The 22,103-nt window shown below is 54.6% G+C and carries 23 protein-coding genes and 1 pseudogene; 5 read left to right on the forward strand and 19 right to left on the reverse strand.

Features of this window, described 5'->3' with window-relative positions; translation table 11 throughout:
• The 4 genes from tnpB to B9Y55_RS11295 all read right to left on the reverse strand — a co-directional run.
• Positions 1-131: IS66 family insertion sequence element accessory protein TnpB (tnpB, locus tag B9Y55_RS13735; protein ID WP_143340932.1), on the reverse strand; the 131-nt coding region annotated here is incomplete at its 3' end.
• Positions 128-490, reverse strand: coding sequence for an IS66 family insertion sequence element accessory protein TnpA (gene tnpA / locus B9Y55_RS11285; protein ID WP_085545460.1), 363 nt, complete (start codon positions 488-490; stop codon positions 128-130). The genes tnpB and tnpA, both read right to left, overlap by 4 nt.
• Positions 491-566: 76 nt before the next feature.
• Positions 567-746 carry a hypothetical protein gene (locus tag B9Y55_RS11290; RefSeq protein WP_085545461.1) on the reverse strand — a complete coding sequence of 60 codons (180 nt, stop codon included), beginning with the start codon at positions 744-746 and terminating at the stop codon, positions 567-569.
• Between the two features lie 4 nt (positions 747-750).
• Positions 751-1,890: an AAA family ATPase gene (locus tag B9Y55_RS11295; protein WP_085545462.1), complete on the reverse strand. Its 1,140-nt coding sequence runs from the start codon at positions 1,888-1,890 to the stop codon at positions 751-753.
• Between the two features lie 428 nt (positions 1,891-2,318).
• On the opposite strand from B9Y55_RS11295, the pseudogene B9Y55_RS11305 reads away from it, so the two are divergent.
• Positions 2,319-3,176, forward strand: a pseudogene (locus B9Y55_RS11305) (sodium-dependent transporter); the annotation flags it as partial.
• A 42-nt stretch (positions 3,177-3,218) separates the two neighbouring features.
• Here B9Y55_RS11305 and B9Y55_RS11310 read toward each other — a convergent pair.
• The 12 genes from B9Y55_RS11310 to B9Y55_RS11360 all read right to left on the reverse strand — a co-directional run bounded on the left by B9Y55_RS11310 (position 3,219) and on the right by B9Y55_RS11360 (position 16,270).
• Positions 3,219-4,451, reverse strand: coding sequence for an HAD-IIA family hydrolase (locus B9Y55_RS11310; protein WP_085545464.1), 1,233 nt, complete (start codon positions 4,449-4,451; stop codon positions 3,219-3,221).
• A 126-nt stretch (positions 4,452-4,577) separates the two neighbouring features.
• Entirely contained in the window at positions 4,578-4,706 is a 129-nt protein-coding gene (locus B9Y55_RS13640; RefSeq protein WP_268753307.1) for a hypothetical protein, read from the reverse strand.
• Between the two features lie 285 nt (positions 4,707-4,991).
• Positions 4,992-5,462, reverse strand: a complete 471-nt coding sequence (locus tag B9Y55_RS11315; protein ID WP_085545465.1) for a putative PDDEXK endonuclease — start codon at positions 5,460-5,462, stop codon at positions 4,992-4,994.
• A gap of 354 nt (positions 5,463-5,816) precedes the next feature.
• The gene (trpA, locus tag B9Y55_RS11320; RefSeq protein WP_085545466.1) at positions 5,817-6,590 is read right to left on the reverse strand and encodes a tryptophan synthase subunit alpha; all 774 of its coding nucleotides are present in this window, start codon (positions 6,588-6,590) and stop codon (positions 5,817-5,819) included.
• Entirely contained in the window at positions 6,587-7,765 is a 1,179-nt protein-coding gene (gene trpB / locus B9Y55_RS11325; RefSeq protein ID WP_085545467.1) for a tryptophan synthase subunit beta, read from the reverse strand. The genes trpA and trpB overlap by 4 nt, the downstream gene beginning before the upstream one ends.
• Positions 7,758-8,375 (reverse strand): phosphoribosylanthranilate isomerase, encoded by a 618-nt coding sequence (locus tag B9Y55_RS11330; protein WP_085545468.1) that lies wholly within the window; start codon positions 8,373-8,375, stop codon positions 7,758-7,760. The genes trpB and B9Y55_RS11330 overlap by 8 nt, the downstream gene beginning before the upstream one ends.
• A complete protein-coding gene (locus B9Y55_RS11335) occupies positions 8,372-9,118 on the reverse strand; it encodes an indole-3-glycerol phosphate synthase TrpC (protein ID WP_085545469.1) in 747 nt (248 codons plus the stop codon). The genes B9Y55_RS11330 and B9Y55_RS11335 overlap by 4 nt, the downstream gene beginning before the upstream one ends.
• Positions 9,115-10,140: an anthranilate phosphoribosyltransferase gene (gene trpD / locus B9Y55_RS11340; RefSeq protein ID WP_085545470.1), complete on the reverse strand. Its 1,026-nt coding sequence runs from the start codon at positions 10,138-10,140 to the stop codon at positions 9,115-9,117. Before trpD ends, B9Y55_RS11335 begins: the two co-directional genes overlap by 4 nt.
• Positions 10,121-10,729, reverse strand: coding sequence for an anthranilate synthase component II (locus B9Y55_RS11345; RefSeq protein WP_085545471.1), 609 nt, complete (start codon positions 10,727-10,729; stop codon positions 10,121-10,123). The genes trpD and B9Y55_RS11345 overlap by 20 nt, the downstream gene beginning before the upstream one ends.
• Positions 10,726-12,192 (reverse strand): anthranilate synthase component I family protein, encoded by a 1,467-nt coding sequence (locus tag B9Y55_RS11350; protein WP_085545479.1) that lies wholly within the window; start codon positions 12,190-12,192, stop codon positions 10,726-10,728. Before B9Y55_RS11350 ends, B9Y55_RS11345 begins: the two co-directional genes overlap by 4 nt.
• Before the next feature lie 293 nt (positions 12,193-12,485).
• Positions 12,486-13,634, reverse strand: coding sequence for an RNA-binding domain-containing protein (locus B9Y55_RS11355; RefSeq protein WP_085545472.1), 1,149 nt, complete (start codon positions 13,632-13,634; stop codon positions 12,486-12,488).
• On the reverse strand, positions 13,622-16,270 hold the full coding sequence (locus tag B9Y55_RS11360) for a TrlF family AAA-like ATPase (protein ID WP_085545473.1): 2,649 nt from the start codon (positions 16,268-16,270) through the stop codon (positions 13,622-13,624). Before B9Y55_RS11360 ends, B9Y55_RS11355 begins: the two co-directional genes overlap by 13 nt.
• A gap of 211 nt (positions 16,271-16,481) precedes the next feature.
• Between B9Y55_RS11360 and B9Y55_RS11365 the strand changes: the two genes are divergently transcribed.
• The 4 genes from B9Y55_RS11365 (at position 16,482) to B9Y55_RS11380 (ending at position 21,256) form a co-directional block, all read left to right on the forward strand.
• Positions 16,482-19,484 (forward strand): DEAD/DEAH box helicase, encoded by a 3,003-nt coding sequence (locus tag B9Y55_RS11365; protein WP_085545474.1) that lies wholly within the window; start codon positions 16,482-16,484, stop codon positions 19,482-19,484.
• A gap of 3 nt (positions 19,485-19,487) precedes the next feature.
• Positions 19,488-20,306, forward strand: coding sequence for an SWIM zinc finger family protein (locus B9Y55_RS11370; protein WP_085545475.1), 819 nt, complete (start codon positions 19,488-19,490; stop codon positions 20,304-20,306).
• A gap of 196 nt (positions 20,307-20,502) precedes the next feature.
• Positions 20,503-20,775, forward strand: coding sequence for a type II toxin-antitoxin system TacA family antitoxin (locus B9Y55_RS11375; protein WP_085545476.1), 273 nt, complete (start codon positions 20,503-20,505; stop codon positions 20,773-20,775).
• On the forward strand, positions 20,756-21,256 hold the full coding sequence (locus B9Y55_RS11380) for a GNAT family N-acetyltransferase (RefSeq protein WP_085545477.1): 501 nt from the start codon (positions 20,756-20,758) through the stop codon (positions 21,254-21,256). Before B9Y55_RS11375 ends, B9Y55_RS11380 begins: the two co-directional genes overlap by 20 nt.
• Positions 21,257-21,516: 260 nt before the next feature.
• Here the strand turns inward: B9Y55_RS11380 and B9Y55_RS13400 are convergent, their stop codons facing one another.
• The 3 genes from B9Y55_RS13400 to B9Y55_RS13515 all read right to left on the reverse strand — a co-directional run.
• The gene (locus tag B9Y55_RS13400; RefSeq protein ID WP_200806674.1) at positions 21,517-21,747 is read right to left on the reverse strand and encodes a zinc ribbon domain-containing protein; all 231 of its coding nucleotides are present in this window, start codon (positions 21,745-21,747) and stop codon (positions 21,517-21,519) included.
• Positions 21,734-21,961, reverse strand: a complete 228-nt coding sequence (locus tag B9Y55_RS13405; RefSeq protein WP_327078444.1) for a transposase — start codon at positions 21,959-21,961, stop codon at positions 21,734-21,736. The genes B9Y55_RS13400 and B9Y55_RS13405 overlap by 14 nt, the downstream gene beginning before the upstream one ends.
• A partial coding sequence (locus tag B9Y55_RS13515; RefSeq protein ID WP_407641448.1) for a hypothetical protein occupies positions 21,924-22,103 on the reverse strand: 180 nt, incomplete at its 5' end. The genes B9Y55_RS13515 and B9Y55_RS13405, both read right to left, overlap by 38 nt.

Here is a 22,103-nt window from a genome sequence, read left to right on the forward strand (position 1 = left end):
TCAAGCTTGAACTCGGTCTGTATGATAGCGACTAAACCGTCTATGCCTCTTCGGAGATCTGTTTTGCCACAGGCTATGTAGATATGATCCAGCTTATCGGCTATACCGTTAAGGACTCCCTGCCCTCTCATAGGGCAGAGAGCATTTTTAGAACAGCTGACACGGTGTCCCTGTCAGCTCCGTTGTGAACGGCCATAAGGTTGCTCCCTACGCTGAGGGTAACCGCTATATTCGAGGGAGAACAGGACAGAACCCGACGTTGCTCCATAGGTTTTATCTCGGCAAATACCGATGTCTTACGCTCCTGCTGTTCCGCCTCTTTGCAGGCAGCTTTGCGGACCTGGTTTTGACGGTAATAATAGGTATGAACGTGGATTCCCTTGGATTTACACCAGGCCCTTACGGTCATTCCGCTGGAACGACAGTCATTGATATGATCTGCCCAGATCTTTAAGGTCTCTGCTAGCTTAGCTTCTTGGTTCGTCATCATTGGTCTACCACCCCCGTACTGATTGAGTTCCCTTCAGTCTTCATCGTGGGGCGATTATCTCACGCCGATGATGATGCTACGAGGTACTGCTAGCTTTGACGCTTACAGAGTAATTCAGGATAACATCGGCAAGTTTATCCACAAACAACGCCATAGGCCCCGGCCTAAAATCACCGTTTCCCAGGTCGCAAAATCCCTGGCCAGAGGAACAGCTTCCCATATCGCTTGGCCCCTCCCCGCTCAGAAGAAATAACATCAGCCTAGCTCTCCTGAATTTCCACAGGCTCTCTTAGGTCCGAATCCAGAAAAACCTCGCCAGGACCGAGCAAGGTGAGTTTTTTCCTCGCCTCGGGGAGATCGAAAAAACGGGTCGATTTGGTGTGTCCCTCACTGTTTTTATAAAGCAGTATCACCGAGCGTTCGGCAACCTCATCGCTCAGATAGTTCAGTATCATAGGGCTGTGAGTCGTCACTATCACCTGACGAGGGGCCTCTATCATGCGCTGCACCAGCCCTTCCATGACCTCTGGGTTGATTCCGTTTTCAATCTCGTCGAACAGAAGTATCCTGTCATCTCGGGCCAAAAGGGCGAAGATAGTGGCTAGACGAAGGGTTCCATCGTTCATGTGATGGGCCTCTGTAACTAGCTCTTCCTCGTATTTTTCCTTAAATTTCAACTCCTTCCAGCCGCTACGTAGGGATTTTGTCTCTACATCCCGTAGGTGAGGATAGACCTCCCGCAGGGAGTCAATGAGCTCCCTTCTCTCTTTATCGGTCATACCGTCGATAAAGGCCGATAGACCCTCTCCTCCAGGTCCGACCTCCTCCACAGATCGGGCCCTTTCGCGCATCTGAGGAGGCGAGAGCAGGTCCATGGACTTGATCGATCCTATAAGTTTTTTAAGCTCCAAAAGCTCGGCCTGTCCATCTAAGGAGGAGTCTTTTAGCTGAGATAGGATCGACCCCTGATAATCAAATTCGATCCGACGAAATGGGGCTGCCCCTATTCGATAATCACCGTCTTTAACCTCCATGAGAAGGTTACCGCTATCGCTACCACTTCTTACCGACTCTTTAGTGCAGCGAAGGAATTTCTCTGCGCAGTTGAACTGGCAGTCCCAGACTATCATTCCAGCTTTAACCTCCGCCGTTACTTTGAAAGAAATAACCCTTCCTAGGGCCTTCTGACCTAGCCGAGATGGAATGTCCTTCCAGTTCCAACGTCGCGACCTGGCCCAATCGGAGAGTTTGCCTCTCATCATCTGGCCGATAAAATCGATGGCCTGAAGCACCGTGGATTTCCCTGATCCGTTTAAGCCGATCAGACATGTAAAGTCGCTCAACTCAAGCTCCATGTCAACCAGACTCTTGAATTTTTTTATCGATATGCTTTTTATCATCTAAAATACCTCATTTCTAGGGTACATCGCCTGCAATCGTGTTTTTCTAATTCTACAACAAAAAACCGAGAGAGAGGCCTAATCAAACTTTTTCCCACTCACTAGGGCAGTTTTTGCCCTTTGCCAAGGACCACTTTCTTGTCTACAATGTCTCCCATATCCTAAAAAAACAGACGAAGGAGGGAGCTGCTGTGAAAGATTCAAGCTGCTTTATAGTCAACATAATCGTCAGCCTAGTCGTCATTAGCTGCAGGTCCCATCCTGGAGTCAAGGAACAGCTCTTGTCGGCGTGTAACCGTAAGCTGACGAACTTCAGGCCGGGATCTCACGATCCCGGCCTTTTTTGTATGGATATAACAAAGTCAAGGGAGGTTTTTTAGTTGAGTCAAAGCAACGATCGTCAGGGAAGAGAACAGTGGGGAAGCCGGATGGGCTTCATGTTGGCGGCAGCGGGATCGGCGGTTGGGCTGGGGAATATATGGAGATTTCCGTACATAACCGGCAAAAACGGAGGAGCCGCCTTTTTGATCATATACCTGGTGATGGTGTTCTGCATCGGGGCGTCGGTCATGCTAGCGGAGTTCGCCATAGGCAGGGCATCGAAACGCAACTCAGTCGGAGCCTTCCGGAAGCTGAAGGGAGGAGCGGAGGACGTTCAAAACATATTCCTCACCTTCATCGCAAACCCACCCCAGGTGCTGTTGGCCTTCTTCGCCTTCATGGCCATGGTGGTCGTGGTGGTGTATAGGGGAGTCGGTGAGGGCATCGAGAAGTACTGCAAAGTCCTCATGCCCGGGCTGTTCGTGATACTGGTCATACTCATGGTCAGGGCTCTGACCCTTCCTGGAGCCATGGAGGGGGTATCTTTTTACCTCAAGCCCGATTTCTCCAAGGTCACCGGGGCCACGGTCATAGACGCCCTTGGACAGGCCTTCTACTCCCTCTCACTGGGAATGGGCATCCTGATCACCTACGGAAGCTACATATCCAACGACGAGGACCTTCCCAGGTCGGTGGCAACGGTAACCTTGCTGGATACCATGGTGGCGGTCCTCTCCGGGCTGGTCATATTCCCCACGGTCTTCGCCTTCGGTGTGGACGCAGGAGCGGGGCCGGGGCTGTCCTTCATAGCCCTCCCGGCGGTGTTCTCCAAGATGTGGGGTGGTCCGGTCTGGTCGGCGCTCTTCTTCACCTTGCTGTTCATAGCGGCCCTGACCTCGTCGGTGTCCCTCTTCGAGGTGGTCATCTCCTACTGTATGGACGAGCTCAAGTGGACCCGTGAAAAGTAGGACCGCACGAAAAAAGCGCAAAACCTTAGGTCACAAAACCTATCTCACGAATGGTCTGCCCGAAGGGGCCAGGGCGTCGGCCAGCCATGTGGGATGCATGGACATCAGGGGCTCCGGCAGGAGATGGGGATCGAAGAATCGGGCATCGAGGGTCTCGGGACCGGAGGTGATCAGAGAGCCTCCTTTGACCTGACAGAGGAAACAGCTCGTCACGAAATGACATATCCGGCTGTCTGGATATGTTATCACCTGAGAGACAGGGTCGGAGTAGAGACCAATCAGTTCGTCGACCTCCACATACAGCCCTGTCTCCTCCCGGATCTCCCTGATCACCGCGGTTTGCACCGTCTCCCCCGGTTCCACGTGTCCTGAGGGGATACCCCATTGTCGGTTGTCGGAGCGACGCATCAGGAGAACCCTGCCCGACTGGTCCAGTACGACCCCGGCGACTCCTGGTTCGACCGACTCGGGCCAAGGATAGGCAGGAGAATCCCAGGATCCCATTGATATCGAGTCGTCGAACAGGTCGCCTAATTTATCTATCCGGCCGTCGGGGTTTCTGAAATCCAGTTTCCCTGGATAGGTCTCGGCGGATCCCATAAGGATGGCGTCTATGCCCGCCCTGTGAGCTCCCAAAACGTCCACGTAAGGGGTGTCGCCGATCATGACGGCACGCCTTCCTGGAGCCAGCGTCTTCATGGCCTGATCGAACATAGCTGTCCACGGTTTGCCAACCGACAGGGGCCTGATTCCGCTCCCAGCGATAAGGGCCTCCACGACCACTCCGACTCCCGAGAGGATTCCCTCGGAGCTGGGATAGGTGGGATCCTCGTTGGTGGCGACGAAAAGAGCCCCCTTCCGGATCGCCAAAGCGGCCCGCCGGATCTCTCCCAACGTCACGCCGTCGTCCCAACCTACCACCACCGCCTCACATGGCGGGGCATCAGCGAGGGACAGAGCCACGTCGGTCATGGCCTTTCTCAGTCCGCCGTGGCCTAGCACCCATACCGGACCGACTCCTCTGTCCGCCAGCACTCTGGCGGTGGCGGTCCCGGAGGTAACAACCTCCTCCTCCTTTGCCTCTATCCCCAGACACTTCAACCGACGGACTATTTCGCCTCCATCGGTGGGGTTATTGGTGAGAAACCGGAGGTCTTTGCCCATGGAGCGGAGCCTCTCCAGAGCCGAGGCGGCCCCGTCGGTCTGACGATCTCCTACGTAGACGACTCCGTCCAGATCCAGAAAAAAAGCATCGTATTTGTCGGCTATCACAAAAACCACTTCCTTATAATGGCTACATTAACATGCAGAACCATCATGATACAACAGGGAGATGAAGTTTGCCATGGTCCAGCACCACGCATTGGGCCGACGGATGGGCGGCGATTATCGCCAGTGCTATAATCCCAGGGCACGGCCACACCTCGACTGGTTGACGTTTATGCGGGCTCCCATCTCCCACACCTTCGGAGCGACCATATCCTTCCTTCCCCAATCTCCGTCCACCTTTGGCAAACTTTTTTTCATGAGATCTCCTTTTCTCCTCCGTAAACGTAACACCGAGAGATACTACGCTCCCTCTTCGTCAACACCCGACGACCTAACAGGGCGATCCTAGGTGTAAAATGGACATACAACGGTACATAGACAGATAAAACCTTTCCAGGAGGGATCACATGCTATTTGTCCCCAGAAGCGTTAGAGGAACTTTCATCCTGATACTGACAGCCCTGACCATGATGTGGGCCGACAGCTTCGTGGCGTTTCTGGAGAAAAAGGGGCCGGAGATCCTGTGACCTAAATAAAAAGCCGTCAAAACTCTTTAGGCAAGCTTTTCAACAGGTTTGACATCGTCGTTATCTCATATCCATCTACTACAAATTTCTTCGCTGGGACTGGCATATTTAATGAATTATTCAATATCACGACATACCAATCTCGCTGATTTGGCCTGGCGGCTATCAGGATAGACAGAAAGCTCAAAGAGGGGAAATTGGCTTTGAACTTTTTCTCTGACTCCCTTGTCTGATCGACCCAGGACAAAACCTCAGGGTTGAAATCGGGGAAAAACCAATCCAGTGAAATTTCTTTTCTGTATTTGCACTCCACTATCAGTGGATGTCTTTCTTGATCTTTAAAGTAAATATCGCCATATTCCGTCCGAAAATTCCCAGACGATTGAGCCCTGTGGCATTCATGGTCATTCAAGCCAAAATGGCCTTGGAGAATTTTTACTACTTTTGTTTCAAAGTAATTTCCTCTGATTTTATTTTTTGCTGGCAAATTTTATCAACTCCTATTTGGCGGGTGATAGTTTTGATCAGGCATCACGTAGCTTATCACATGGTGGATCTCGACGGTCAAGGATCAGCGTCATCCCTACCCTGGCGACGAACTGTTTCCAAAATGGAAACAGCTCGTTTCCTATCCAACTCCCCAAAATCGTGATAAGCCAAGAGACAGGGGCTTTCGCCTTAGACGGCGGAAGCCCCTGTCTCTTGAACACAAATCACATTATATAAAAATACACAGAGATTCTTTTAATTGAAACCGACAACTCTATCGACAAAAAGTCGTTTTTTATGCTAGAATCAGCTAAAAATATCAGACTTATTTACTTTCTCATTACACAACAACCTATCCGACAGCGGAGACTATATCCCCCACCAGCTTCGCCCCGCGGGCCACTCCCTCCGGGCCTCCTCCTGCCTCGTTGAAGGCCTTTATGACCGCGCTTCCTACCACCACGCCGTCCACCATAGGGGCCACCGAGGCGGCCCTCTCCGGGCCGTCTATGCCGAAGCCCAACGCCAGAGGGACCGACACGTGCCGTCTCACCCTTTCGATATATTCCTTCATCCCCTGATGGAGCCCTCCCTGACCGGTCACCCCGAGGAGGGACACGCAGTAGACGAATCCCTCGGCCCTTCGGCCTATCTCCGCCAGCCGTTCGTCGCCGATGTTGGGGGAGACCATCAGTATAGGTGTCACCCCCTGGGCCCTCAGGGCATCGTGAAGCTCGTCACCCTCGTCGAAGGGCAGGTCGGGCACTATCACCGCCGCCACCCCAGACCGGGAGGCGTCCTTGGCGAACCTCTCAAATCCGTAGGACATAATCGGGTTGACGTAACCCATGAGTATGACCGGCACTGACGTCCTTTCGGTGATCCTTCCGGCGGTCTCCAAAACCGACGACAGTGTCGTCCCGGAGGCCAGAGCCCTCTGCCCAGCCTCCTGTATCACCGGGCCGTCGGCCAGAGGGTCGGAGAAGGGCATACCGAGCTCCACCGCAACGGCTCCAGCCTCAACCATGGATTCCACCAGCTTTACCGTGGTGTCCCTATCGGGATCTCCGGTCATCACGAAAGGAATAACCGCCTTTTTGCCGCAAAAAATCCCAAGATCCTTCATCTTTCGTCCTCCCCAAGCAAAAAAGGCCTCACCGAGTCCATGTCCTTGTCCCCTCTGCCCGAGAGGTTCACCACCACCAGGCCGTCCCTTCCATCTCTCGCCATGACCTCAAGATGGGCCAGGGCGTGGGAGCTCTCCAGGGCCGGTATGATTCCCTCCAGGGAGCAGAGCTTACCGTAGGCCGCCACAGCCTGATCGTCGGTGACCGAGACGTACTCGACCCTGCCTGTGTCCTTGAAGAAACTGTGCTGTGGCCCAACTCCCGGATAGTCCAGTCCTGCGGACAGAGAGTAGGGCTCTATGACCTGTCCGTCGTCGGTTTGAAGTAAGTAGGACCGGCTTCCGTGCAGCACCCCTACCCTGCCGCCGGAGAGGGTGACTGCGTGCTCCCCTGTCTCGATGCCGTGGCCCGCCGCCTCGACCCCTATCATACGAACGGAGTCGTCCACGAAGGGGTAGAATATGCCCATGGCGTTGCTCCCCCCTCCGACGCAGGCCACCAGGGCGTCGGGAAGTCGCCCCTCCTCGGCCATGATCTGCTCTTTCACCTCGTCCCCTATGACCCTCTGGAAGTCCCGCACCATAGAGGGATAGGGATGGGGTCCTACGACGGAGCCAATTATGTAGTGGCAGTCCTCCACGTGGGCGACCCAGTGGCGAATCGCCTCGTTGGTGGCGTCCTTCAAGGTTTTGTTTCCCGAGGATACCGGGACGACCTGGGCCCCTAGAAGCCTCATTCGGTCGACGTTCATCCTCTGTCTGGCTATGTCCACCTCTCCCATGAAGACGGTGCATTCCATGCCGAACCTGGCGGCGGCGGTGGCGCTGGCCACCCCGTGCTGGCCCGCCCCTGTCTCGGCGATAATCCTATTTTTCCCCAGGCGACGGGCTATGAGGGCCTGTCCCAGGGCGTTGTTTATCTTGTGGGCCCCTGTGTGGTTGAGGTCCTCCCTCTTAAGGTACACCTTTATGCCCAGGGAGTCGGAAAGCCTCTCGGCGTGATAGAGGGCCGTAGGGCGACCACTGTACTTGTTGAGCAGTACCTTCAGCTCCTCCTGAAAATCCCTATCCGCCCTAATGGCCTCGTAGGCCCTGTCCAGCTCCTCCAGGGCCGGAAACAACGTCTCCGGCACGTAACGACCTCCGTAAGGTCCGAAATATCCCTTTTTATTCATGACGCAGCTCCTTCCGTCGGTTAAAGCCCTCGACCATCTCCATGGCCGCGGCCATCTTGGCCCTATCCTTCACCCCCGGGGACACCTCTAGCCCGCTGTTCAGGTCCACCCAGTCGGGCCCCAGGGACATCCCCTCCTCCAGGTTGTCCAGCCCCAAGCCTCCCGCCAGCATCCAGGGGCGATCTATCCTAAGGCCTTTCAGCATGGACCAGTCGAACCTCCGTCCCCCTCCCCCTCTAGGTCCGTCCAGGAGGAGCAAGTCGGCGGCCTGAAACGACAAGGCCCTCTCCAGATCCTCCGGGCCACATATTCCGAAGGCCTTTATGCTCATCGAGGGGACCGACCCCACGGTCTCGGGCCCCTCGGAGCCGTGAAACTGGACGTAGTCGAAGAGGCCGCTGGAGACTATGGCCTCCAGCTCCGAGGGAGCGGGGTCCACCACCACCGCCACGGTGGGTGTTTTGGGCCTGTCCTCCAGGAGAGCCCGGGCCTGATGTAGGGAAACCCTTCTGGGGCTGGGGGCCAGGATAAAGCCTAAGCAGTCGTATCCCAGCTCCACCGCCGCCGCCACGTCCTCCCTCGCAGTCAGGCCGCAAATTTTGGCCTTCATTCCAAGCCCCTCAGCTGCCGGACGAAGGAGGCGGGGTCTTGGGACCTCATCAGGGCCTCTCCCACCAGCACCCCGTCAAGACCGGCGGCCCTGAGCCTTGCCCCGTCGGCCCCGGAGTGGACGCCGCTCTCCGCAACCACCACCCTGCCCTCCCTGGCCCCGAGCCTGACTATCTCGCCGTGGAGCCGTTCCGACACCGACAGGTCCACCGAGAAGTCCCGAAGGTCTCGGTTGTTTATGCCGACGATCCTGGCGTCGGCGTCCAGGGCCCTGTGGAGCTCATCCAGGTCGTGGACCTCCACCAGCGAGTCCATGCCAAGATCCTCGGCCAGGGAGACCATTTCCCTGAGCCTCTCCCCTGGCAGAAGGGCCACTATGAGAAGCACCGAGTCCGCCCCGATCAGGCGACTCTGCTCCAGCTGGACAGGGTGGATCAGAAAGTCCTTCCTAAGGATGGGCAGGTCCACCACAGGCCGGAGGGAGCAGAGGACCTCCTCGCCACCGAAGAAAAAATCCCGGTCAGTCAGCACCGATATACCAGCCACGCCGCCCTTGGCATAGGCCCTCGCCTTGCCCGGCAGGTCGGCGTCCAGGGCGAAGGACCCTACGCTAGGGGATCCCCTTTTTATCTCCCCTATCACCGACAGGCCCGGCTCGCTAAGGGCCTGAAAGAGGGACCTTCTGGGAGCGGTCAGGGCCGCCACCTCCTGCTCCTTTCTGGCGGCTATTCTGTCCAGTATCACGCCGCTCCCTCCAGTGACTTGGCGGTTCTGGCGACCTCCTCCAGCTTTCTCCTGGCTAGCCCCGAGTCTATGACCTCCCTGGCCATGGCCACCCCTATGGCTATGGAGCTGACCCTTCCGGCCACGAAAAGGGCGGCTCCCGAGTTGAGCAGCACCACGTCCTTTTTCGGTCCCTCGTCGCCGTCCAGCACCGACAGGGCTATGGCCCGGTTCTCCCTGGCGTCCCCTCCTGCGGCGTAGCCCTCTTTGGCGGTGGAGAGGCCCACGTCCTCGGGGGATATCTCCATCTCGGTGAGAACTCCGTCGTCCAGGAGGCAGGCCACGTTCGGCCCGGACAGGGATAGCTCGTCCATTCCGCCGTGGCCGTGGACCACCATGGCCCTTTTCATACCTAGAGAGCCGAGGACCTGGGCCATAGGGACGGTCAGCTCGGGGGAGAAGACCCCCATCAGCTCCCGATCGGGGGTGGCGGGGTTGGTGAGAGGTCCTAGGACGTTGAAGATGGTCCTGACGCCCATGGCCCTCCTTATGGGGGCCACATTCTTCATGGCGCTGTGGAAGTTGGGGGCAAAGAGGAACCCGAAGCCGGTTCGGTCGATACAGTGGGCCACCGAGTCGGGGGAGGACAGAAATGGAACCTCAAGAGCCTCCAGCAGGTCGGCGCTTCCGCATCTGCTGGACACCGACCGGTTTCCGTGTTTTGCCACCGACACCCCACAGGCCGCCACCACCAGGGCGGAGACGGTGGATATGTTGAAAGTCCCGGTGCAGTCCCCTCCTGTTCCCACTATGTCTAAAAGAGGGGTAGAGGACACCGCAACGGCGGAGGCCTTTTCCCTCATGACCTTGGCCGCGACGGAGATCTCCTCAACCGTCTCCCCTTTGCTCCTAAGACAGGCGAGGAAGGCGGCCACCTGGGGCTCTGGAGCCTGACCGTCCATGATGGCCTCCATGGCCTCCTCCATAGCGGACCGGGACAGGTTTTCCCGGCGAAGCAGAGTCTCAAGCGCAGGTCTTAACACGACGACAACCCCTCTCTGAAGTTCCCGAACTAAGTCGGCAGAAATTACCAAGCAAAACCCTTCCTCCCTCGGTCAGTATGGCCTCGGGATGAAACTGCACCCCGAAAAGGGCGTGTTCCCTGTGCTCCATGGCCATGATCATGCCGTCCTCGGTCCTGGCTGTGACGTGGAGCTCTATAGGCAGTGACCTCTCGTCCACCGTCAGGGAGTGATACCTCGTAGCTCCGAAGGGAGAGGGCAGGCCGCTCAGGATACCCTCGCCTCGGTGTATAACCGGTGAGACCTTGCCGTGACAGGGAACCGGGGCCCTGACCACCGTCCCTCCGAAGACCTCCGCCATGGCCTGATGGCCCAGACAGACCCCCAGTACCGGGACCTTGCCCTTGAAACGGTCTATGGCCTCTTTGGACAGACCAGCGTTGGCGGGGGTTCCGGGGCCCGGGGATATGACAACCCGGTCCGGTTCCATTGCCTCCAGCTCGTCCAGGGAGAGCTGGTCGTTTCTGACCACCTCCACGTGGTCGAAATCGGAAAGCATCTGGACCAGGTTCCAGGTGAAAGAATCGTAGTTGTCTATCATAAGGATCATCTGCTCGACCTCTTCTCTCCAGCTCTCTCCAGTGCCCTGAAAAGGGCTCTGGCCTTGTTCTCCGTCTCCAGATACTCCATCTCCGGCAGTGAGTCGTAGACTATTCCCGCCCCCGCCTGAACGGTGACCTTTGTACCCCTTCGGACCATGGTCCTTATGGCGATGCAGGTGTCCATGTTGCCGTCGAACCCCAGGTATCCAACCGCCCCGGCGTAGGGGCCTCTGGGCGTGGGCTCCAGGTCCTCTATGATCTCCATGGCCCTTATCTTCGGGGCCCCTGAGACCGTCCCGGCGGGGAATGAGGTCTCAAGCAGGTCGAGGGCGGTGCGGTCGTCCCTTATTCTGCCCTCGACCTGGGAAACCAGGTGCATCACCTGGGAGTACCGCTCGACCCCCAGAAGCTCGGTCACCTCCACGGAGCCGAAAGCGCAGGTCCGGCCAAGGTCGTTTCTCGCCAGGTCCACCAGCATGACGTGCTCCGCCCTCTCCTTCTCGTCGGACCGAAGCTCCTGCTCCAGCTCTCTGTCCCTCTCCTCCGTGGCCCCTCTCTTTCTGGTCCCGGCAAGGGGGCGGATCAGGGTTTTGCCTCCCTCCAGCTTGACGTGGACCTCCGGGGAGGATCCTATGAGCTCCAGGTGGGGCAGCTCCAATCGAAACAGATAGGGAGAGGGATTGCCCTCCCTGAGGGCCCGGTATATCTCGTCGGAGGATAGGTCCGTCTCGGCGGAAAATGCCTGGGACAGAACCACCTGACATACGTCCCCGGCGGCCACGTGCTCCCTCCCCTTTTTGACCATCTCCAAAAAGTCCTCCCTGTCCATCTCCGGCGTAACAGGCCCTACGTGGCAGGGCCCCTCGGGCAACGGAGCGGGGACGATCTCCCTGAGTTGCCGAACAAGGCTCACAACCTTAGAGGAGGCAAAGAGGTAGAGGGCCTCGTGATCGCCCCGGTCGGAGCCCTCCGGGATCCTCACGTTCTCCACGACGAAGACCTCGCCGGATCGGTGGTCCAGGGCTATCACGGTCAAAAAACCCATCATCACCGCCTTAGGCGATCCGTCGTCTTTGAGCTTTCTGTCGGTCCCATGAAACAGGGGCTCCCAGACCTCCGCCATGGGATAACCGAAATATCCCGCAACCCCTCCGGTGAAAGGAGGAAGGCCCTCGGTCTTTGGCCTGAGGCAGTTTAAGTAGGACTCAAGCTCTCCCCGAAGCGAATGGCCGTCGGAGGAGAAGACCCTCTCTGGCTCCACCCCGACGAAGGAATAACGGCCGGCTCCGCCGCTCTCGAGAAGAAAGGATCCCTTCACCGATCGGCTTAGGCCGTGGTAGAGGTCCGCCGGATCGAGCCCCTGGGAGGAACCTCTCCAGACCAGAGGGACCAGGTCAAAAACCTCCGCCATGGACGTAAATTCGTCCAGTGCGGTGAAAGAGCCCCCAAGATCGTCGATAGAAAAACTCATAAAGTTACCTCCTTTAGGTGATGAAAAAAGAATACAAAAAGGGAGAGATCCATACAGACCTCTCCCCGAGAAAACGGCAAGAGGCACCAAAAGAGAGTCCCTGTCGGGACCCGCCTCCAATGCCTCTAGCTTAGTGATTTAAATTTATAGGCAATGGCGGCAGACTATGAGGCCTGCCACCACCAATTTTGTCCTGAGAAAATTCGGTTCATATCGATCTCTCCCGTCCCTGGATAATTGCCCGGTAGTTTATACCGAGGTGGGTGGAAATGTCAAGGGGTGGATTATGGAGTTTAACGGCGCAAGATAACACACTTAAAAATATTGCCTTCACGATCATCGATAAATTCGATATCCGGGTATTGAGCCAAGGCACGTATGATGCCAGATCCAAAACCACGGTAAGGCAAAATCTGATAGGCGAAAGAGGCCAACACAGGATTACGGGTATTGGAGTTTCCGGCCTTGATATTTTCCACCGTCAGATTGTTGGGTAGATGCCCTGGACTGATTATCTCTATCCTGTCGGAGAACACAAACACCCGAACAGGAGCGGATATAAAGTAATCCCTATGGACGAGGGCATTGGCCACAAGCTCTTCAAGGACAACCCTGGGAATTTCCGGTTTTCCTACACTGTTGACACCCTGCTCTCCCTGAACATGCTTAACGTTTTCCAGCATAAAGTTTATGGTTTTTTGAAAAACGTCGGACATTTTCCCGGAAATATCCCGACTGTCTATGTACTCCTCTGTAGCGATGTTAGTTCCAGGGAAAACCGCAGCTTTAACGATATAAGCAGGGAGATACATTTCAGGAAAATTAGAAAACAGCAATGCACCGGTGACGTTCAATATACCATCTCTACCGAGGTTGAGATTGGTGATAAGCTGACCAAGGGGGATCTCCTGATCCTCAAGGGACTTGCCGTATCGTTTTTCGAAAAAAGCCTTGAAATAAGCCATGTCAAGATCGGCCACAGTGATGCCATTGACCGGAGATACATCCCCATGAATCATACCGGACTCCTGAAACAATCGCTGTATCTCCTCCCGAGATGTAGCCCTTCGTTTATCCGAACCGTTTTTAACCCATATCACGCCGTTTTTATCCTGATAAGGCTTGTTGTTTCCCTTGGGAACATCGACGACGAGAATTCGTTTTCCATCGATCGTAAAAATTTCCGTCAACGGGTTGATGGCAGGTCTCACATTCTGACTAGCCGTATTGGATAAAAGCTGATTGAAATTTTGGATGTCCTTTTGCTCTAATCCTATAATTTCACCGTCATCATCGACACCGATAAAAAACTTACCGCCTAATGTATTGCTGAAGGCAACGAGCTCTGCGGCCAGACTATCGGCATTCACTACGTTCTTTTTAAACTGATTTTTGCTGTCTTCGCCTTGCGAAAGGATCTGCAAAATATCTACGATTTCCATATTTGATAAATCTCCTTACGACGGTTAAAAGCCTCTCTGCCACCTTCCATAACCTGAATTACAGTCCGTTGAATCCCATGATCGTCGATGCTGCCGGACTCAATTTGGACTGAATCTTCAGCAAAAGAGCAGCCATGAACCAGTTCCGCATCGCCAAGAACAGGGATATTTGGGTTATGGGTGGCAAAAATGAACTGAACAGTCGGTTTCATCTGCCTGATCAATTTTATAACATCCTCGTAGATCGTCTGATTATCCAGGTCATCTTCCGGTTGATCTATTATGACTAAATCGTTCTCCCTTTGACTTAAAACGAATAGTATCAGAGCGGAAGCCCGCTGTCCCAACGAATGGTTTTTCAACTCCTTGTTATGATATTTAATAATAAACTTATTCGGCCTCTGCCAGGTCAAAAGAATTTTAAGGTTATCCATGAAACGCTCTACCAAGTTTTGCGGATTGCTCCCGAAAAGAGCCTTCGCATTTTCGAAATCCCTATATATGTCGATAAAATCGACATAACGATCCACGATCCCCCTATAAGTGCTCTCTCTAACCCCACTGCCTTTGAAGATCTCCTTCATAAAGGAAAGGTATTCCTGTGAATCACCCTTATATCCAAACTCTATAGATAACGGAGAATCCTTAGAGATAACCTTGTCCAGCTCTGATTTTATAACGTTAAACTCCTCAAGCCAGAGGTCGTTCAATGCGGCAAGTTCGATCAAAAGTCCGTCCCGCAATCCTGCCTGTCGATCGATTTGCTTCTCAAACTCGGAAATGAACTGATTAGCCCTGGACAATTTTTGCTTTAACTTTAAAAACTCATCGGTGCTAATGTTTTGAATGCCACTTCCATGCAACTGAACGGAGAGCTTTCGTTCTACGTCGGCAAACTCCTCTAACATGCCCTTGCGAATAGCTGAAAACTCCTCCTGGCATTCGGACAAAGATTTTCGAGCTTTTTTTTCCTCTCTTAGCCATTCCCTGATACGAGCGACAAAAGAGACGTATACCTCGTAGTGTTCGTAAAATCTATCGAATAGGATGCCGTTATTCAGTGATACATAGCCCTTAAAATTCCGAATCTCGTCTTCGTTGCGGGCAAGCAAATCCTCCAGGTCAAATACAAAAGCCTCGACCAAACCGACACCTTTTTCGAGGGTTCGAGCGTCCTTGTCAAAATCCAATCTTTTCTTTAGTTTCTCCTCGAAACCGTTATCCTGATAAAGTTTTAGGCGATGCTCTGTGTCCTTCCTAATTTGTCTCTGCTCCTCTATCTGCTCCTGAACACCGTCGACTTTAAGCATACGGTCTACAGCTTCCACGACTCTGCGTTTTTGTCCCTCTATCCTGCGACGGACGTCCTCCAATCGGGAGCCTAAAAGCTTATCCACAAGATCTTTCTCGAAACCATGACCGGTATTGGATAGATCTTTTTGTCCAAAATAGATCGGTTTATAGACCACCGTTTCTCTGATGGAGATCCCAGGCTGAAGCTTACCGCCGACCAGAACATCGGAGTAAGTCTCCCCCCAGACCCTTCTGATAGTGTAAGGTTGCCCATGTCGATCCACGGCGTCGATCTCCACCTTTCCTCCGCTTCCCAAAGCAAAGCCAACCAACTCTTCTTTGTATCTCTGATCCCCGGCGTTACTTCCGAAAGGAATCTCAAGGCAATAGCGAAGCACCTCCAGCACAGAGGACTTGCCGCTACCTCTGATACCTATCAAGGTATTCAGCTCCGGTGAAAAATGAAGTTCTTTCCCGTTTAGTATTCCTCCGGTAAAGCGAACACACCGAATATGGGAATGGTCATGTCGCACCGGCTCGATGGACACCCGGCTTTCTTTATCGACCAGAGCAAACTTAACTGCATCGAAAGAAAAAGCTCCAAGCTTCAGAAAACAACGTCTTCCCTTGCCTATCTCCTCGATAGACTTACAGTCCGACCCCTCTACCTCTGCGGGATACCAGCCACCGAGCCAATCTTTTACCTTGGTACGGCAGACCGAATCTTCCTTATGGTACGTTCTCACCTTTTGAAACCCAAGACAACGTCGCCTTAGTGGTTCATATCTACTCTCGGCAAAATCCTTAAGCCTCCCCCCGGACAACTCTTTCCAGAGGCCACTATCTTGCTCCACATGGGCAAAAATCAAAAAATAGTCTCGTACGGTCTTATCCAGCTCCTCCACTGCCTGAAGAATGGTCTTATCGCTCCGACCGTTTTCGTGCTGATACTCCGACTCCGCTTTCCCGGGAAACATGCTAGAGATAAAAGGGGATATATAGTCATTTCCGTTTTCCAGCCATCTATCTTCAAAAACGATCAGGGTATGAACGCCGTTTGAACCGTCGCTGGTCGATAACTCAACTCCTGGGAGTAAACAAATACCCTTCTTTTTCGCCGTTTTCCTGAGGGATTTGAACTCCGACACGTTAAATTTATTGTGGTTCGTGATAATCCCAAGACCGATACCTGCTTTTATCAATCCATCGACGTAGTTTGAGCAATAATAATTCTCTTCCCCGGTAAAGGTGAATTCCTTATCGGCATTGGTGTGAAGGTGAAAGTCCGCTCGAATCCAGGTAGAACCATAGCTAAATAAATCAGAATGGTTTTCTTTATTCACTCAGCTTCCTCCTGTCTAAAAATCTTTAAATATCTTCCTTTACAGCCGACAACTCAGCATCTATCGTCTCACGCAAAAAACGTGCTCACCTTGTACATCCTAACCGTCAGAGGTCGTTTGTACAAGATTGAATCCAGACAAGCCCCCTCCCCCCGTGCCCCGATGCTACAATATCCCTGATCCATATCCCAGACGTTCGGAGCTGATCTCTATGAGGGCAATTCACCTTTCCTTCGGGGAACGGACCTTCTACCTGTGGGGGGAGGAACCCAAGGAAAAACCTCAATCCCCCGATCCAACCCTCCTTAAGCACCTCGCCCAGGGGGAGCTGTTTCAGCCCTCCAGGCGAATGACCGCCGTAAAACGGACACTATGGCTTCCCGCAAGAGGGGGAGTCCCTATCCCATCGTCGCCACTTCTGGGGGACGAGCCGGACCGACGAAAAAAGACCACTCTGGCTCCATTTTCCCTCTCCGTCCTGCCGCTGAAGGCCCAAGACCTCCAGGACCTTTTCCAACGGGAATCTCTGGAGGTTCCTCCGGGAACGGGGCTCATCCTGGGCCAATCCCTCCACTGGGGACTCAGGCTCTTTCGGCTGGTGGAAAACCTCATCGCCCAGGAAAGCTACCTTCCGTCGCTGGTCCAGCGTGACTCGACCTGGGAGGCGGTCTGGATCCCCGTCCTGTCGGAGGAAGGGGAGAGGGCCATGGAACACCTGGCGGAGAGCCTGCCCGGGGTGCTTCGTTCTATGGCCTCGGGAGAAAAGCCCCCGGAGATCCCGGCCATGGACCACACCAGAGAGATGGTCTCAACGATGCTGAACGGCCTGATCCGGCTTAGGCTCTCAAAAGGGCCGAAAAAAGCGCTGCCTAGCCTTCACGACGTATGGCTGGAGGCCCTTAGATCGCCGTCCCCGGAGGTTCGGTGGAAAGAGGAGAAAGACATCGTAGAGTTCGCCACAGCCCTTGACCGCTGGAGCCGTCCCGCCAGACTGCACAGCGAATCGGCCTTTCGCTTCTGTCTCCGCCTGGAAGAGCCGCCGTCGGAGGAAGATCGGTGGGAGGTTCGCTACCTGTTGCAGCCCAAGGCCGACCCGAGCACCCTCATTCCTCTGGAGGAGGTCTTTCAAGGCTCCGGCTCCATACCTAAAAAGCTGCTCCAGACTGTCTCCCAGGAATTCATTCTGACCGCCCTGGGACAGGGAGCCAGGCTGTCGCCTCACATGGCACAAAACCTGGAGAGAAAGGAGCTTCAGGGCTTCTCCCTCAACTCCTCCGAGGCGCTGCACTTTCTGAAAGAGGAGGCCTCCGCACTTCAGGCCTCCGGCTTCACCCTTCAGCTTCCCTCCTGGTGGATCAACCACAAGGGGCTGAAAAAAGTGGGGCTCACGGCCAAGGCGTCCAGCTCCTCGCCTAGCGACGGAGACCTGGGCCTGGAGAGCCTGCTGGACTTTCAGTACGTCCTCTCCCTGGGAGGAGAGGAGTTAACCCCGGAGGAAATGAGGATGCTGGCGGAGCTAAAAACCCCTCTGGTGCGGTTCAGAGGCCAGTGGATAGAGACCAGCCCGGAGCATATCAAAAAGGCCCTGGACTTCCTAAAAAAACAGGGCTCCCGTAAGGTTACGGCGTCGGAGATCCTGGCCTCCGCCCTTACCGACGGCGGCCTTCAGGTGGACGATCTTCCCCTGGAACGAGTCGCAGTGGAGGGATGGTTCGCCCAGGTTCTGGAAAACCTGAAAAGCAAAAATCTATCCCCGGAGACGCCCCCTCAGGAGTTTAAAGGCACCCTCAGACACTACCAGGAGGAGGGGTTCTCGTGGCTTTCCTACCTCCGTCGGTGGGGGCTAGGGGCCTGCTTGGCGGACGACATGGGACTGGGAAAGACCGTCCAGACCTTGGCCCATATCCAGAGGGAGAGGGAAAAAGGGGAGACCAAGCCAGCCCTCCTGATCTGCCCCACCTCGGTGGTGAACAACTGGCTGAAGGAGGCGGAGCGGTTCACCCCAGAGCTTCCGGTTTTAGTACACCACGGAACCGCCAGAAACCGGAAAAAAAGCTTCCAGACCGCCGCCCAAGGCCACGGCCTGGTGATCTCCACCTTCGGACTTCTCCAGAGGGATCTGGCCCTCTTTCAGGAGGTTCCCTGGAGCTCTATGATTCTGGACGAGGCCCAGAACATAAAAAACCCCGAGGCGAAACAGTCCAAAGCCGCCAGGAGCGTCGAGGCGAAACACCGAATCGCCCTGACCGGAACTCCGGTGGAGAACCGACCGATGGACCTGTGGAGCCTCATGGACTTCCTGAACCCCGGCCTTCTCGGCTCTCAGAGTTTCTTCAAAAAGGCCTTCAAGATGTCCCGAGAGACCCCCCAAGGGGAGACCGCCCTGGAGAAGCTGCGGAAGGTGACCGCTCCATTTTTGCTCCGGCGGCTCAAGACCGACAAGACCATCATAAAGGACCTGCCGGAAAAGATCGTGACGAAGGAATACTGTTCCCTGACCAAGGAACAGGCCTCCCTCTATCAATCGGTGCTGGACGACCTTCAGGATGGGCTCAAAAACGGCGACGCCGGTGGTCGCAACGGACTGGTCCTGGCTACTCTGACCAAGCTCAAGCAGATCTGCAACCACCCGGCCCACTTTCTGGGGGACAACTCCCCTCTGGAGAACCGCTCGGGCAAACTCCGCCGTCTGATCGATCTTCTGGAGGGATTTCAGGAAAATCAGGAACACTGCCTCATCTTCACCCAATATCGGGAGATGGGGGAGATGCTCCAGGGATGGCTGAGACGGTACTTCGCCCAGGAGGTCTTTTTGCTCCACGGAGGGATACCCCGAAAGAAACGGGACGAGATGGTGGAGGCCTTCCAGAGCTCGCCGAACGCCCCTAAGATATTCGTACTCTCCCTCAAGGCGGGAGGAACGGGAATCACCTTGACCAGGGCGAACCACGTCGTCCACTTCGACCGATGGTGGAACCCTGCGGTGGAGAACCAGGCGACCGACCGAGCTTTCAGAATAGGACAGGAGAAAAACGTCCAGGTTCACACCTTTATAGTTCCAGGGACCCTGGAGGAGCGGATCGACACTATGCTGGAGAACAAAAAAGACCTGGCGGAAAAGATCGTCGGTGGGGACAACGTCTGGATAGGAAACCTCTCGGACCGGGAACTTCAGGACCTGCTGAGGCTGGACAGAGAAGCGTTGGAGGTGTAGGAGATGGCACGAAAGAGAGACGACCGTTTTATGTGGTATGAGCCCACCTCCCCTCGAAAGGTGGACGGAGGCATCAAGGCCATAAGCCGCAGAGGCAGCTTCGGCTCGACCTGGTGGGGGAAAGAGTGGGTCAGGCTTCTAGAGTCCTCCCGTATCGGCGGACGGCTATCCCGAGGTAAAACCTACGCCAGAAAGGGACAGGTCACAGAGCTGGCCTCCTCACCGGGAAAGATAACCGCCAAGGTGCAGGGATCCGCGGCGGGAAAGTATTCCGTCACGCTGGAATGTAAGGTTTTAACCGATGGGCAGAGGAAGGGGCTCCTTTCGGCGCTGGAGGAACAGCCCTTTTTGGTGGCTCGACTTACGGAGAGGGATCTGCCAAAGGAGATGGAGGAGATTTTCGAGGGGGTTGGGCTACCGCTGTTTCCCGCCCCAGAGGTGGACCTGAAGACCGACTGTTCCTGCCCCGACTGGTCCAACCCATGCAAGCACATAGCCGCGGTGTTCTACCTGGTCGCCGAGGCCTTCGACTCAGACCCCTTTTTCCTGCTGACCCTCAGAGGGCTGAGAAGGGAGGACCTTTTCGGCCTATCCAGCGAGGAGCGGTCGCAAAAGGTGGTCCTCCCCCCGGAGCCCATCCCTACCGACGGCGAGGGCTTTTGGGGATCCGCCGACCTGCCGCCTATTGGGGAATCGGCTCCACCGTCGGAGTTCCACGGAACCCTCCCCCGTCGCCTGGGCCCACTGCCATTCTGGCGGGCATCAGAGCCCCTGATACCTTTCATGGAGGAACTGTACAGGTCGGTGGGGGAGGGGAGATAGATGCTCTGACGGCCCCTTTTATCGAGGACAAAAACTCCCAGAGAAAGGACGATATTTCGTGAAAAAAATCCTGCCTCGGGAATCCTCTGTCTCAAGAGCCAACTGCCCCCTCCTCCACCGTATCGTTGCCCCAATGGTCATCCTCTTGCCCTGTCCGTTATTTTACCGTACAATATCGTCATAGGAGGTGAGGCAGATGGGTGCTGTTGCAACTGAAAGGCTCGAGGCTAGACTGACTCCGAGACAGGATAAACTGATAAGACGTGCTGCCGAGATAGTTGGAACCCCTGTATCGAGGTTTCTCGTAGAAGCGGCACAGGAAAAGGCGGATAAAGTGATCCGTCAAAACATGATTTTAGATCTATCTATCGAGGCAGAGCAGAAAATACTCCACTCGATAGAAAACCCTCCGGAACCGACTGAAGCTTTAAAGGCACTTTTCAAAAAACATGAAAGAATCCCTCTGTAGAGTCGTTCCCTTCAACAAGGAGATCGACAGAACCGTCTTTTCATGTGGCATAGAGGAACTGGACAGATACATCAAAAAACAGGTGTCTCAGGATATAAAACGAAACCTTACGAAATGCCATATGGCGGTAAACTCCGACAATGATCTTATCGGGTACTACACGCTAAGTGCCTTTAGCGTCCCGCTAAGATCCCTACCGGAGGATCGCGCAAAAAAATACCCCTACCCTCTATTGCCTGCTGTATTGCTTGGCCGTCTTGCGGTGGATCAATCGATGCAGGGCAAGGGACTCGGTGGTTTTTTGCTTCAAGATGGGTTGCTGAGGATCCTAACCCTGGACATAGGGGTTTTTGCTGTCTTCGTCGAAGCGAAGGACGAGACCGCAAAGCGTTTTTACGGTAAATACGGGTTTGAATCCATCCCACAAAACGATCTCCATCTTTTTCTTCCGATGGATACCGTTAAATCCTGCCTTATCTAAAGGCCGAGAAAACCGAAACGAGGCCCTCTCCGAAAATATCGGGAAGGGCCTCGTTCCATCAAGAAGGATAAAACTCAACCAACCAGCTCGACCTGGTTGTCAAAAACATCTCCAAAGGGAGTCTTTGGTTCGTAAAAGCCTAAAACTACAAAACAGTGAACTACCCCCACTTATAGAAGTGGGGGCTTCCTGGTCAATATCTCTAACGAGACAAGTTTCCCCAGGCTCTGAAGGTCGTTCCGACCTCGTGAGTACCAAAGCTACACTGCCGTGCTAATTTCGGTGGGCAGAGCTAGTTTCAGTAGGTTTTGTGCCGCATTTACGTCCCTGTCATGGCGAACGCCGCAGCTTGGACACACCCACTCCCTTAGGGCTAAATCCTTTACCAGTGGGTTTTTGTAGCCACATTCAGAGCACAGTTGGGAGCTGGCATAATTTGCCCCAGCTATTATCGGATCTCTGCCGTACCACAGGGCTTTATACTCCAGCATCGATCTGAACCGCGCTCCATGAAACCTCCGATATGGCTTTAGCGAGGCAATGGTTTTTCAACATGTTTTTTACTCTAAGGTCCTCGATCACTATGGCTTGGTTTTCGCGAATGATCTCGGTGCTGACCTTGTGCAAAAAGTCACGTCTCTGGTCCGCTATCTTACCGTGCAGGTAACTATTCAGTCGCCCCATCCAGGAAGAGAATCTGACCATCGAGAGCCATAGACATGGCCTCGAAGATGTTGATCGAGTTCTTCTTCGCCGTAATGAGGAACGACATTATTTTGGCATAGTCACGAGCCCCTTCCGAGGTTCGGAAGCAGCCCGATATTTTAAGCTTCGCCTTGAAGTTGCG

The organism is Dethiosulfovibrio salsuginis, assembly GCF_900177735.1.
GTDB lineage: Bacteria > Synergistota > Synergistia > Synergistales > Dethiosulfovibrionaceae > Dethiosulfovibrio > Dethiosulfovibrio salsuginis.

What these genes read in the sequence shown, in the direction of transcription:
- trpB (WP_085545467.1), bottom strand. Translation starts at nt 7,765, where the DNA reads ATGAATAAAAAGGGATATTTCGGACCTTACGGAGGTCGTTACGTGCCG.
- trpA (WP_085545466.1), bottom strand. Translation starts at nt 6,590, where the DNA reads ATGAAGGATCTTGGGATTTTTTGCGGCAAAAAGGCGGTTATTCCTTTC.
- B9Y55_RS11295 (WP_085545462.1), bottom strand. Translation starts at nt 1,890, where the DNA reads ATGATAAAAAGCATATCGATAAAAAAATTCAAGAGTCTGGTTGACATG.
- B9Y55_RS13400 (WP_200806674.1), bottom strand. Translation starts at nt 21,747, where the DNA reads ATGCTGGAGTATAAAGCCCTGTGGTACGGCAGAGATCCGATAATAGCT.
- B9Y55_RS11365 (WP_085545474.1), top strand. Translation starts at nt 16,482, where the DNA reads ATGAGGGCAATTCACCTTTCCTTCGGGGAACGGACCTTCTACCTGTGG.
- tnpA (WP_085545460.1), bottom strand. Translation starts at nt 490, where the DNA reads ATGATGACGAACCAAGAAGCTAAGCTAGCAGAGACCTTAAAGATCTGG.
- B9Y55_RS11355 (WP_085545472.1), bottom strand. Translation starts at nt 13,634, where the DNA reads ATGGAAATCGTAGATATTTTGCAGATCCTTTCGCAAGGCGAAGACAGC.
- B9Y55_RS11350 (WP_085545479.1), bottom strand. Translation starts at nt 12,192, where the DNA reads ATGAGTTTTTCTATCGACGATCTTGGGGGCTCTTTCACCGCACTGGAC.
- B9Y55_RS13405 (WP_327078444.1), bottom strand. Translation starts at nt 21,961, where the DNA reads ATGGTCAGATTCTCTTCCTGGATGGGGCGACTGAATAGTTACCTGCAC.
- B9Y55_RS11375 (WP_085545476.1), top strand. Translation starts at nt 20,503, where the DNA reads ATGGGTGCTGTTGCAACTGAAAGGCTCGAGGCTAGACTGACTCCGAGA.
- B9Y55_RS11290 (WP_085545461.1), bottom strand. Translation starts at nt 746, where the DNA reads ATGTTATTTCTTCTGAGCGGGGAGGGGCCAAGCGATATGGGAAGCTGT.
- B9Y55_RS11370 (WP_085545475.1), top strand. Translation starts at nt 19,488, where the DNA reads ATGGCACGAAAGAGAGACGACCGTTTTATGTGGTATGAGCCCACCTCC.
- B9Y55_RS13640 (WP_268753307.1), bottom strand. Translation starts at nt 4,706, where the DNA reads ATGAAAAAAAGTTTGCCAAAGGTGGACGGAGATTGGGGAAGGAAGGAT.
- B9Y55_RS11380 (WP_085545477.1), top strand. Translation starts at nt 20,756, where the DNA reads ATGAAAGAATCCCTCTGTAGAGTCGTTCCCTTCAACAAGGAGATCGAC.
- B9Y55_RS11345 (WP_085545471.1), bottom strand. Translation starts at nt 10,729, where the DNA reads ATGATCCTTATGATAGACAACTACGATTCTTTCACCTGGAACCTGGTC.
- B9Y55_RS11330 (WP_085545468.1), bottom strand. Translation starts at nt 8,375, where the DNA reads ATGAAGGCCAAAATTTGCGGCCTGACTGCGAGGGAGGACGTGGCGGCG.